General features: G+C 50.3%; 15 protein-coding genes. 5 read left to right on the top strand and 10 right to left on the bottom strand.

The genetic code is table 11. The annotated features are described in order from the left end of the window. Nucleotides 1-268 precede the first annotated feature (268 nt). Nucleotides 269-1429, top strand: a complete 1161-nt coding sequence (gene mdoC, locus B2Q93_RS00080; protein ID WP_286931571.1) for a glucans biosynthesis protein MdoC — start codon at nt 269-271, stop codon at nt 1427-1429. A gap of 34 nt (nt 1430-1463) precedes the next feature. On the opposite strand, the gene B2Q93_RS00075 is transcribed toward mdoC, so the two are convergent. The 6 genes from B2Q93_RS00075 to csgB form a co-directional block, all read right to left on the bottom strand. Continuing rightward, entirely contained in the window at nt 1464-2948 is a 1485-nt protein-coding gene (locus tag B2Q93_RS00075) for a phospholipase D family protein (RefSeq protein ID WP_207293825.1), read from the bottom strand. Further along, nucleotides 2884-3426: an O-acetyl-ADP-ribose deacetylase gene (gene ymdB / locus B2Q93_RS00070; RefSeq protein WP_286931570.1), complete on the bottom strand. Its 543-nt coding sequence runs from the start codon at nt 3424-3426 to the stop codon at nt 2884-2886. Before ymdB ends, B2Q93_RS00075 begins: the two co-directional genes overlap by 65 nt. A gap of 98 nt (nt 3427-3524) precedes the next feature. Then, the gene (locus B2Q93_RS00065) at nt 3525-3842 is read right to left on the bottom strand and encodes a type 1 fimbrial protein (protein WP_286931569.1); all 318 of its coding nucleotides are present in this window, start codon (nt 3840-3842) and stop codon (nt 3525-3527) included. Between the two features lie 154 nt (nt 3843-3996). Next, complete coding sequence (csgC, locus tag B2Q93_RS00060) at nt 3997-4323, bottom strand: curli assembly chaperone CsgC (RefSeq protein WP_046885727.1); 327 nt, start codon at nt 4321-4323, stop codon at nt 3997-3999. Nucleotides 4324-4383: 60 nt separating this feature from the next. After that, a complete protein-coding gene (gene csgA / locus B2Q93_RS00055; RefSeq protein WP_040076204.1) occupies nt 4384-4839 on the bottom strand; it encodes a curli major subunit CsgA in 456 nt (151 codons plus the stop codon). A gap of 39 nt (nt 4840-4878) precedes the next feature. Beyond that, complete coding sequence (gene csgB, locus B2Q93_RS00050) at nt 4879-5331, bottom strand: curli minor subunit CsgB (RefSeq protein WP_046885728.1); 453 nt, start codon at nt 5329-5331, stop codon at nt 4879-4881. A 744-nt stretch (nt 5332-6075) separates the two neighbouring features. Between csgB and csgD the strand changes: the two genes are divergently transcribed. The 4 genes from csgD to csgG are packed head-to-tail and all read left to right on the top strand — an operon-like array spanning nt 6076 to nt 8421. Further along, nucleotides 6076-6726: a biofilm master transcriptional regulator CsgD gene (gene csgD / locus B2Q93_RS00045; protein ID WP_046885729.1), complete on the top strand. Its 651-nt coding sequence runs from the start codon at nt 6076-6078 to the stop codon at nt 6724-6726. A gap of 4 nt (nt 6727-6730) precedes the next feature. Then, nucleotides 6731-7120, top strand: coding sequence for a curli production assembly/transport protein CsgE (gene csgE / locus B2Q93_RS00040; RefSeq protein WP_046885730.1), 390 nt, complete (start codon nt 6731-6733; stop codon nt 7118-7120). A gap of 24 nt (nt 7121-7144) precedes the next feature. After that, nucleotides 7145-7561, top strand: a complete 417-nt coding sequence (gene csgF / locus B2Q93_RS00035) for a curli production assembly/transport protein CsgF (RefSeq protein ID WP_040076210.1) — start codon at nt 7145-7147, stop codon at nt 7559-7561. Between the two features lie 26 nt (nt 7562-7587). Then, nucleotides 7588-8421, top strand: coding sequence for a curli production assembly/transport protein CsgG (gene csgG, locus B2Q93_RS00030; protein WP_040076211.1), 834 nt, complete (start codon nt 7588-7590; stop codon nt 8419-8421). Nucleotides 8422-8467: 46 nt separating this feature from the next. Here the strand turns inward: csgG and B2Q93_RS00025 are convergent, their stop codons facing one another. The 4 genes from B2Q93_RS00025 to ghrA form a co-directional block, all read right to left on the bottom strand. Next, nucleotides 8468-8950 carry a DUF1097 domain-containing protein gene (locus B2Q93_RS00025; protein WP_207293454.1) on the bottom strand — a complete coding sequence of 161 codons (483 nt, stop codon included), beginning with the start codon at nt 8948-8950 and terminating at the stop codon, nt 8468-8470. 96 nt (nt 8951-9046) lie between these two features. Then, on the bottom strand, nt 9047-9601 hold the full coding sequence (locus tag B2Q93_RS00020; RefSeq protein WP_212478666.1) for a TorD/DmsD family molecular chaperone: 555 nt from the start codon (nt 9599-9601) through the stop codon (nt 9047-9049). Nucleotides 9602-9621: 20 nt separating this feature from the next. Then, entirely contained in the window at nt 9622-10359 is a 738-nt protein-coding gene (locus B2Q93_RS00015; protein ID WP_233803868.1) for a phosphatase, read from the bottom strand. A gap of 83 nt (nt 10360-10442) precedes the next feature. Continuing rightward, on the bottom strand, nt 10443-11381 hold the full coding sequence (gene ghrA / locus B2Q93_RS00010; protein ID WP_286931568.1) for a glyoxylate/hydroxypyruvate reductase GhrA: 939 nt from the start codon (nt 11379-11381) through the stop codon (nt 10443-10445). Nucleotides 11382-11625: the final 244 nt, after the last annotated feature.

Genomic DNA, 11625 nt, shown 5'->3' with positions numbered 1-11625 from the left:
GTTTATGTTTCATAATAAGTAAGCACTTCCCCCTTTGTGTGCTTATATCGATCCGATCCATTTTAATGGAAAATCAGGCATTCCGACAACATAATCACCGCTTTGTTCAGCGCGCTGGCTCATGGATTAAGCAAGTGAAAGTAACCCATTTTCACTTTGCGTGCTTATCCTGGAGACAGTGTGTCGGACTTCGTGTAGGGTTGGCCTCGAATGTAACCACTATGACCCTTAGGGATAAGACGAAAAGTCTGAGAATGCACAACGTTATATGAGCACAGCACCTGCACAACGTGAATATTTCCTCGACTCCATTCGGGCATGGCTCATGCTGTTGGGGATCCCCTTTCATATCTCATTAATCTATTCAAGCCACGTCTGGCACGTGAATAGCGCCGAGCCCTCCTGGTGGCTAACGCTGTTTAACGACTTTATTCACTCTTTCCGGATGCAGGTTTTCTTTGTTATCTCCGGCTACTTCTCTTATATGCTGTTTTTGCGCTATCCGCTGAAACGCTGGTGGAAAGTGCGTGTTGAGCGCGTCGGGATACCGATGCTGACCGCCATTCCGCTCCTCACGCTACCTCAATTCATCATGCTTCAGTATGTGAAGGGAAAAGCGGATGACTGGCATAACCTCTCCGGGTATGAAAAATACAACACCCTCGCCTGGGAGCTGATTTCACATCTCTGGTTCCTGTTGGTACTGGTGGTATTAACGACCATTAGTCTGTGGATCTTTAGCCGCGTGCGGCATCACCTTGCTATCCGTAGCGAAGGTCTGTTTGAACGAATTACGCTGGGTAAACTGTCGATTGTCTTCCTGCTATTGGGCATCGCTTACGCGGCGGTGCGTCGCACGCTGTTTATCCTCTACCCCCCTATTCTTAGCGACGGCATGTTCAACTTTGTGGTCATGCAGACGCTCTACTATCTGCCTTTCTACCTCCTGGGCGCGCTGGCCTTTATCTATCCTCAGCTGAAGGCGCTTTTTACCACCCCTTCCCGCGGGTGTACGCTGGGTGCGGCGCTGGCATTTGTGGCTTATCTGTTGAATCAGAAATATGGCAGCGGCGATGCCTGGATGTATGAAACTGAAAGCGTGATCACCATGCTACTTGGGCTGTGGATGGTAAATGTGGTCTTTGCGCTGGGCCACCGCTTGCTGAATTTTAAATCGTCACGGGTGACCTATTTCGTTAATGCCTCGCTCTTCATCTACCTGGTGCACCACCCACTGACGCTCTTCTTTGGTGCATACATTACGCCGCATATTGGTTCGAACCTGTTAGGATTTATTACCGGACTGGTGTTTGTCGTCGGCCTGGCGATTGTGCTGTACGAAATTCATCTGCGCATTCCCCTGCTGCGTTTCCTCTTCTCGGGTAAACCGCAGAACAAGGCTGAAAGCATTAAACAAGCCGCAAACTAATCACGGTGCGCCGGATTATGGTCCGGCGCAGCTTTTACAGTAGCCACTCCACCGGCAGCCAGTAAGTGAGGCGGACCAGCACGCGCTGCCAGAAGCGGGTTTTGGGCTCCTTTTTGTGCACAATCTCTTTGCCCTCTTTGTACTCAATCCAGTTCAGACGCCCGAATTTGTCCAGCCGTAGTTGCCAGGCCTCATGACGCTGGCTACGCGAAAAGCGCTTATGAATCAACTGTGCCAGGGTTTTGCTCTCAATCACAAAGCCCATCTCGGTATTGAGCATCGTGGAGCGGGGATCAAAATTGAGCGAACCAATGAAGACCTTCTCCCCGTCAATGCTAAAGGTTTTCGCATGCAGGCTGGAACCGGAATTCCCGGTTATCCCCCGATCGTGCAGTACCGGCGGCCCTTCCTGGGTCGGTTTTAACTCATATAACTCTATACCGTGTCGCAGCAATTTCTTACGCCAGCGGGCATAGCCTGCATGAACTACCGCCACATCATTGGCCGCTAAAGAATTGGTGAGAATGGCAATCTTCACCCCTTTCCGTACCATTTGCAGCAGCAGCGCCACGCCCGAACGGGTGGGAACAAAATAAGAAGAGATAATATCGATCTGCTGTTCCGGCGAGCCCATTACATCCAGCAAACGCTGCGGCAGTAGAGAGTGTCGCTTTGCCCTACCCTGCCCTTTACCGGGATCGTCACTGAGTAGTCGCGTTTTGGCCCAAATCAGCGGTAGGTCACGGGCTTCGAGGCGAGTGATAAATTCACTCGACGCGAGCTTGTCGAGATAGCGGCGGGTAATATCCCCCTGGTACCAGGTTTCCGGCGGGGTGAGTTTTTCCGCGATCTCCGTCTCGGAAAGCTCTAACACTTGTCGCAAAGTCGAAACCGACGCACAGCGCCAGTACCGCTCAAAATCGTCTGCCACATCCTTTACCACAGGCCCAACGGCCATGACGTCCAGGTCAGAAAAAAGCGGCTCTTCACCGGCGCCAAAATAGGCGTCACCCACGTTGCGTCCGCCAATGATGGTCGCTTCGCCATCAACCGTGAACGATTTATTGTGCATGCGCCGATTGAGCCTGGCAAAATCGGTCAGATAACCCAGCGCACGCAGGCTACGAAAAGAGAAAGGGTTAAAAAGGCGAACAGAGATATTGGGATGCGCATCCAGAAGAGAGAGTATCTCATCCAGGCCCTGGGTGTTATTGTCATCCAGCAAGAGGCGAACCCGCACCCCGCGCGAGGCTGCGGCTAAGAGTACGGAAAACAACAGCCGCCCGGACATGTCGTCTTCCCAGATGTAATACTGCACATCAAGCGAGCGCTCTGCCATCTCGGCCAGCCGGTAACGACAGGCAAAAGCGTCGAGACTGTCATCCAGCGGGAGTAGACCACACAGGCCGGGATGTGCAGAGCTTACCGGCGCAATGGCGCGGCCTAGCCGCGTATTATGCGTCGGTTTCTTGTCCTCCCTGGGTAAGGAGTCGCTGATATAGCCGGGTATTTTCTTCATCATAACAGACAAAGTATACCCGCTCCGGCAGAGGCTTGCGGGTGAGATAGTCTGAAACCGTAGCGACGGCGATTTCTGCAGCGGCCACGCGCGGAAAACCGTAAACGCCAGTACTGATGGCCGGGAATGCCAGGCTTTGATAGCCATTGGCTGCGGCCAGTTTCAGGCTGTTCAGATAGGCCTCTTCAAGGGTACGGGCTTCATGGTGATCGCCGCCATGCCAGACAGGGCCGACGGTATGGATCACCGCTTTAGCGGGAAGATCGCCTGCGAGGGTTATGACCGCCTGACCCGGGGCGCACTCGCCCTGCTGCTGACGCACCTTTTTACAGGCCTCAAGGAGTTCCGGACCTGCCGCCCGGTGGATGGCGCCATCCACGCCGCCGCCGCCCAACAGGGAAGGATTGGCCGCATTCACTATGACATCCACCTGCAGTGTGGTGATATCGCCCTGGATAACTTCAATTCGCGCCTGCATAAGTACCTCTGCTTGCGGTTTTCTTTTAATTGTATCGCAGAGGCCACGTAGATAAAGGGAAGATTTTGACCTCTTCCCTGTTTTAATCGAGGCCGGGCCTAGCGGTAATTGACCTCAAGAATGGCCAGTTTTCGCTCTGGAGTCAGGAATTTCATGCGTAAATCTGCGACCCCAACATTCACGGTCGCCCCGTCACTGACTGCCTGATAGCTGACGTTGCGGCTGTGCATTTCACCGGCCTGATAGCAGGTAAATTGTACCGCTTGCTGTTGCGGCGAGATGACGCAGGGATCTTCCACAACGCGGCCAACGATTTTGATAACCGCTGCGTTTTCCAGCGTGGCAGAGAGAGCAGGCGCAAGGAAAAGGAGGGTGACAGAGAGACCAGAGAGATATTTGATGGCTGACGTAACCATTAGTGAGACCCTTAATGATATCGTCCTTGATGATGAAACCACCTGCCCAAAATGGACCTGTGGGCGGGTATCGACGACACCCCTTACGTCAGCATAGACAGGGGCTCAAACTAATTCCAGAACTATAATATATTGATTTAATGAATGTTTTAAATCAGGATTTCGACGGCGGCCACTGCCGGGACAGGTGAAGCGATTTACCGTCAGATACTGTCACAACCATATTGATGGCATCATCAGGCCCGGCGTTTACGCTGATGCGGCTCAAGTCGACAGTCCTGTTCGCCGGTAGCGTCAGTGTATTACGCTGCTGAGAGGTACTTTGTCCCCCCTGTCCTTTGCGTAACGTGACGATCTGTACCTGGCAAAGACAGGATTCCGTTAGCGTGACCTGCGGAATAATGGTCAGCATGCCGTTCTCCTGAGAGGTTTGAAACGTTATCTGACTGGAGAGCGCAGCAAGAAGTAGCAGCGTATTCATAAATAACCCCCGAAAAAAAACAGGGCAATGGCCCTGTTTTTTGTAGCACAGATTTGGCGATTAATACTGATGTGCAGTCGCGTTGTTGGCGAAACCAACCTGCTGGACAACGACGTTCGAGCCTGATGCAGTCTGGTCAACTGCGGCGGCGTTGCGACCGCCACTCTGAGAGACGTTGATATCCGCGTTTTTAGCGTTCCACTGGTCGATGGTAGCGTTGTTACCAAAGCCGTGCTGGGTCAGCAGAATGTCGCTGTCGTCAGCACCCTGGCCAACGTCTGCGCCGTTGCCAAAACCGTTCTGACGAATAGTCAGATCTGAATTTCTTGCATCCGTTTGCAGAGCAAGTGCTGCGTTACTGCCGCCACTCTGATAAATGCTCAAATTTGAATTTGGGCCGCCATTATTACCGCCCCAGCCGCCATTACCACCGTGGCCATATTGAGGAACAGAACCTGCCATAGCACTGCCAGAAACTACGATCGCTGCAATAACTGCCACTTTTAAAAGTTTCATGGTAAACCCCCATCGGATTGATTTAAGTGCCGCGCGTGGTTAGCGTTGGATAACGCGAATATCCATTTGCGACTGTCTCTGTACTACAACTGCTGTTTTCTGTGTACCGTACTGCGCAATGCTCGCTCTATTACCAGAACCTTTCTGGATAATCATCGCGGTATTACCGTATGCAGCTTGTTTAATGCTTGCATCATTCGAATTACCGGATTGATCAATATATGCAAGATTGTAACTGCCTGATTGATCTATCCTTGCACGATTATTTCCGCCTTCCTGTGAGACGACAGATAATAATTTCGAGCCGTCCTGCCGAACAGCAGCGTTATTATTAACGCCCTGCTGACCTATAATGGCTGACTGGTTATATGAAGCTTTACTTAATTCATTAACCGCGAAATTATATTCAGAAACCGCTAAATCTGATGTTGCCGCGAAAACTACCCCAGGCGCACCCAGCAATGTTAACATCAATAACATCTTGCTCTTCATGTTGTCACCCTGGACCTGGACTTACGTGAATAACATTGTGTTAACAACAGTGAAAATTTGTTAACGCCGCGTTACGAAGAACAGTATGTCGGGGTAAACAATTTAAATATCTCACCCGCCAGTTGTATTTTTATTCTTGTGGTCACCCCAAAGTATTAATTAATACTGATCAGGGTAGCGATAAGTCTGGTTATCGTTATGTCTGACGGGTCATTTCCCACTTTTAACAATAAAACGTAGAGGATGGCGAACCGGGCGTTACGGCTTCGTTATAGGTGATAAAACAGGATATATTTTTAAGAGCGTGACACAAGGCGCCATTTCTTAAGACGTTTACAGATTGTAACCTGAGTCGTAGTTTCCGGGCAGAACTCATACCTGATGCGCAAGCCTGTACAAATTAAATTTACATTTAAATTCATCTGGTTATAAATATTTGTATGATTTTTAAAATGTGTGCACCAATATCACTATGTACAACTTTATTATCAAATATAAGCATTTTAAACCCTCTGATTTTACAAATTAATATTGATTTTTACATCCCGTTACATGTTTAACACTTGCTTTAAAAATCGTAATAGCTAGATTGAAATCAGAAGTTCAGTAGTATTTTTTATTTTACCTCCTTCTGGAGGATATGATTTTCTTCTACACACAGCAGTGCAACATCTGTCAGTACTTCTGGTGCCCTCTTAATATAAGAGGGCAGCTGCCGGATGTCCCGAAAAAAGGGGTTTCATCATGTTTAATGAAGTCCATAGTATTCATGGTCATGCTTTATTGTTGATCACCAAACCTTCGTTACAAGCCACAGCTTTACTACAGCATTTGAAACATACCCTGTCACTGAACGGGAAATTGCATAATATTCAACGTTCTTTTGACGACATTACGACTGGCAGTATTATTCTTTTCGATATGATGGAAGCCGACAAAAAGCTTATCCATTACTGGCAGGATATTTTAAGCAGGAAAAACAATAATATCCGTGTACTTTTATTGAATACTCCTGACGAGTATCCCTTCAGAGATATCGAAAGCTGGCCCCATATCAACGGCGTTTTTTATGTCAGTGAAGACGAGACGCGCGTTATCGATGGGCTGCAAAGCATATTGCGCGGCGAATGCTACTTTTCGCAAAAGCTTGCTAGCTATCTCATCACCCACTCCGGAAATTATCGCTACAACAGTTCGGAATCCGCTTTGCTTACGCATCGCGAAAAAGAGATTTTGAATAAACTTCGCATCGGAGCTTCAAATATTGAAATCGCCCGTTCGTTATTTATCAGCGAAAATACGGTTAAGACTCACCTTTATAATCTTTTCAAGAAGATAGCTGTTAAAAACCGAACTCAGGCTGTTTCATGGGCAAACGATAACCTCAGGCGTTAACGCTATGAAACGCACCATGAGTTGGATTGCCGCAGCAGGTTTTTTACTTGCTGCCGGGGAGCTGCACGCGGTTGAAGTGGAGATCCCCGGATTATTGACCGATCACACAGTTTCATCTGTCGGGCACAGCTTTTATCGTGCATTTAGCGACAAATGGGAAAGTGATTACCCCGGCAACTTAACCATCAATGAGCGGCCCAGCGCACGTTGGGGAAGCTGGATAACCATAACGGTCAATCAGGACGTGATATTTCAGACTTTCTTATTCCCAGGCAAACAAGGTCTCGATGACAACGTGAGTGTTGCCCTGGCGCAAACCGAAGAGGCGCTTAATCGTTTGCAAATAGATAAAGCTCTATTGAGCACAGGCGATTTAGCACAAGACGAATTTTAAAAGCATTATTATCCGGAGGCTGTCATGCGTATAAAACATGCAGTGATTGTATTAATGTTTATTTCACCCATTACCTGGGCCGGGAATATGACTTTCCAGTTCCGCAACCCTAATTTTGGTGGAAACCCCAATAATGGCGCATTCCTTTTAAACAGTGCCCAGGCACAGAACTCCTATAAAGATCCCAGTTTTGATGATGACTTTGGCATCGAAACGCCCTCTGCGCTGGATAATTTTACCCAGGCTATTCAGTCGCAAATATTGGGTGGACTGTTAACCAATATTAATACCGGTAAGCCTGGCCGCATGGTGACCAGCGATTACATCGTTGATATTGCTAATAAAGATGGGCAGTTGCAGTTAAACGTAACCGACCGGAAAACGGGGAAAACCTCCACTATCCAGGTTTCGGGTTTACAAACTAACTCAACCGACTTTTAGACAACGTCGTAATAAGGACAATAATCATGCAGCGCTTACTGTTACTTGTTGCAGTGTGCTTATTGAGCGGTTGTTTAACTGCTCCACCTAAAGAAGCCGCAAAACCGACATTAATGCCTCGGGCCCAAAGTTATCGTGATTTAACGCATCTGCCGATGCCGACCGGGAAAGTTTTCGTCTCGGTCTATAACATCCAGGATGAGACCGGACAATTCAAACCTTACCCTGCGAGTAACTTCTCTACTGCAGTACCGCAAAGCGCCACGGCAATGCTGGTGACGGCGTTAAAAGATTCTCGCTGGTTTGTGCCGCTGGAACGTCAGGGACTGCAAAACCTGCTGAACGAACGTAAGATTATTCGTGCCGCACAGGAGAACGGAACCGTTGCCATCAATAACCGTGTTCCGCTCGAGTCGTTAACTGCAGCAAACGTCATGGTGGAAGGTTCGATTATTGGTTACGAAAGTAACGTGAAATCTGGCGGCGTGGGGGCCCGGTATTTTGGTATCGGCGGCGATACCCAATACCAGCTGGATCAGATAGCGGTTAACCTTCGTGTTATTAACGTTAGCACGGGTGAGATCTTATCTTCGGTCACCACCAGCAAAACGATCCTCTCTTATGAGGTTCAGGCAGGGGTCTTCCGCTTTATTGATTACCAGCGCCTGCTTGAGGGTGAAATTGGCTACACCTCGAATGAACCGGTCATGCTCTGCCTGATGTCTGCTATCGAGACAGGTGTTATTTTCCTGATTAACGACGGTATCGATCGTGGTTTATGGGATCTGCAGAATAAAAATGATGTGAAAAACGATATCCTGGTTAAATACCGTCAGATGTCGGTACCGCCGGAATCCTGATTGCTAATGGCGCATCAAAAAAGGCGAGACAGATGTCTCGCCTTTTTTATTCATTTAACGCCGCTACGCGTTGCGATCGTTCTCGCCTGGCGGCAATCCACAGCCCGCTATTTTTCATGGCATACCCAAATACCAGCCCCAGCAGCAGAGACGGCACCACCAGCGCCCAGTCTCCCTGCCCTGCAAAGGTAGCGCACGCGCCGATAAAGGTACCCGGTACGAACGAAAGCAGCAGATGTTTTGCCTGTATGCACATCAGAAACGCCACTATACCGGTCATAACGTAGCCTGCCAGCTCCATATGCGGTGCCAGCGCGCTGCCGTGAATGATGATTAACGCCCACGCAACACCGCTCATCAGGGTGCAGCCGGAGATAAAGAGCCCCTTAAGTCCGCCCTGCGGGCAGGCGAAATAGGCCGTACATCCCAGGAATCCGGCCCAGCTCAATAGCCCTAATGAGACGGCTACCCACCCCCAGATACCGGAGAGGATGCCTGTCGTGATTGCGATAGAAAGGAGTATGTTCATGGCGCGCATCTTAGCAGATACGCGCCGGTGAAATGCGATCAGAAGCACATAATATGTAAAATGAGATTCACCGTTACATTATTTATGTGACGGGTATCACTCTTCATTCTCTTCCTGAAGTTCATCCCACATGGCTGCGATAGCATCACGGGTTAAGGGAGCCATGGTCCGCCAGAATGGAGAGGCCGCATGGGCTTCAACTTTCCCCAGGAAGGTGTCACACCACGGCAGAATGTAATCCGCAAAGAGCGTTTCAAGCGCCTCGTTTTCGTCGTCCCCGGCATGATCTTCAATCCACGATGCTGCCAGCAGCAAGGTACCGATGTGATCCGCCGGCGTATCAGACAGGGGCATGCCGCGCTCTGAAAGAAAAGCCCTTACCTCGGCCTCTGTTGCCCCCTCTTCCCAGGCGGAACGATAAGGTGACACGCGGCACTCCTCGCCAACAAACAGAGCGTTGTAATCTGCGGCAATTTGCTGCATATCGCAGCTATTCTGCAGACGCTGTAACTGCTCATCCTGCTCCAGCGGCCAGCTCTGCGCCAGTTTGCCTTCACGAATCAGGGTGAAGAGCGGCACCAGCAGCGGATCCTGAGGCTGACGGTAGTACAAAGAGCCCAGCACGCGGCAGAGGATGGAAAACTCATTCATTTATTTAGTCCATTACACAGTTAAAATTCAGCAAATTCAGGGATAGGTTCCATCCCCCGCGAGGCCAGGAAGTCGAGCATGCGTCGAGGCGTCACGTTCAGAATCTGATCTTCCGGGAAGTCGACCTCGTCGAGGATTTTACGGCACTCGCTAAAATCACCCAGCGTGAACGCGGTGTGGGAGTCGGAACCCAGCGCCACCATCCCTCCGGCGTCTCGTACCGCCGCCGCGACAGCCCGGCAGTTCGCCTCACTGCCCTTGCGCGAGTGAACGAATGACGAGTTGTTGATCTCCAGCGCCACGCGGTGTTCGGCCGCGGCCTGCGCCACTGCCTTAATGTCGATAGGATATTTTGGATTGCCCGGATGGCTGATGATATGCACATTGCCGCTGGCAATGGTGGCAATCATCGCCTCGGTATTTGTGGCCTGATCCTGAGGGGCAAATACCGGTTCATGGAACCCGGCCAGAATCAGATCCAGAGAGGTGAGCATCGGGCCGGTACAGTCAATCTCACCCTGGGTGTTTTTGATATTCGCCTCAATGCCGCGCAGGATCCCGACGCCGTCTACCACGCGTGGCCAGATACGCATATTCACAAAGTGCCAATAGTGCGGAGCATCTGCCATATCAGGGCCGTGATCGGTAATCGCAAAGAGTTTGATGTTCTTAAGCTTTGCTTGTGCGATGTAGTCATGAAGGTTGCTGTAGGCGTGGGTGCTGGCGACAGTGTGCATGTGCAGGTCAACGGGATACATCATTCTCTCCTCTCATCTTTCCCAAAGGATAGCAGTTATCGTCTGCGAATATTAGCAAAAACCCGGCAAACGCCGGGTTTAACTCAGTAACCGCGCTGGCGGTCTACCTGTCCGCTGACGGGTTTTCCCGCTTCCAGCTGTGTGATAGTGCGGGCAATATAATCGACGGCTTCTGCCGGACGCGTGACGGCGGCAATATGCGGTGTCATGGCCACGCGCGGATGCGCCCAGAGCGGGCTTTCAGGCGGCAGCGGCTCTTTACTGTAGACATCCAGCATGGCCCCTTTCAGTTTTCCGCTCTCGAGGGCAGCCAGCAGGTCAGGTTCAACCACGTGCACGCCGCGAGCCAGGTTAATGAGATAACTTTGATCGGGCAGTTGTCTGAGCAGCGCCCCATTGATAATGCCCGCCGTCTCTGCCGTATTGGGCAGCAGGTTTATGAGCACGCGGGTCTCTTTGAGGAAATCTGGCAGCTCTTCCACACCGGCATAGCTGGTTACGCCTGGTAGCTCTTTACGACTGCGACTCCAGCAGCGCAGCGGGAATCCCCAGGGTGCCAGCGCTTCGGCAACTTTCGAGCCCAGGACCCCCGCCCCCAGGATACCAATGGTAAAGTCTTCACGCTGATAATCCGCTAACGGTTCCCAATGCGCCTGTAACTTGAAGGCCTGATAATCATCGAATCGGCGGAACCAGTGCAATACCTGGCTCACGGTGTACTCCTGCATCTGCTCGCCCATACCGGTATCTTCCAGGCGGAACAGGGGGATATGTTCAGGCAACATCTCTGGATGGGCTTTTAGCTTGCTGAGAATCGAATCAACGCCGGCGCCGAGTGCAAACACTGCTTTCAGATCGCGTCCCTGGAGCATTTCGATGGGTGGATGCCAGACCAGGGCGTAATCCGCATGATCTTTATCTCCTCGCTTCCACTCGCGTACCCGCGCCCCCGGCAATGCTGCTGACAGGGCATTAAGCCAATAAGCGGTATCAAATGTAGGGTGATAAAAGATGATATCCATAATTTCTCCTGCTTTTCTGCGCTGTTTTATTTTCATTTTCAACTGGATTGCCAGCATAACAAATAAATGCGGCTGCTGCGTTGCTGATAAAAGAGACGCTTTCAGAACAATTAGGAATCATATTGCTTGAAGTTTGTATGAACGCGCTAAATTACTGAAAAAGTGAGTTGACGACCGTTCGGGTTTTCCTTACATTAGCGCCCGTCCCAGCAACAACGGGATGACAATATGGTGAGGTGTCCGA

The organism is Leclercia sp. UBA5958 (assembly GCF_002430365.1).
GTDB lineage: Bacteria > Pseudomonadota > Gammaproteobacteria > Enterobacterales > Enterobacteriaceae > Enterobacter > Enterobacter pneumoniae.
Note: the sequence above shows the minus strand (reverse complement) of the source record. Positions and strands in the feature narration are given on the sequence as shown.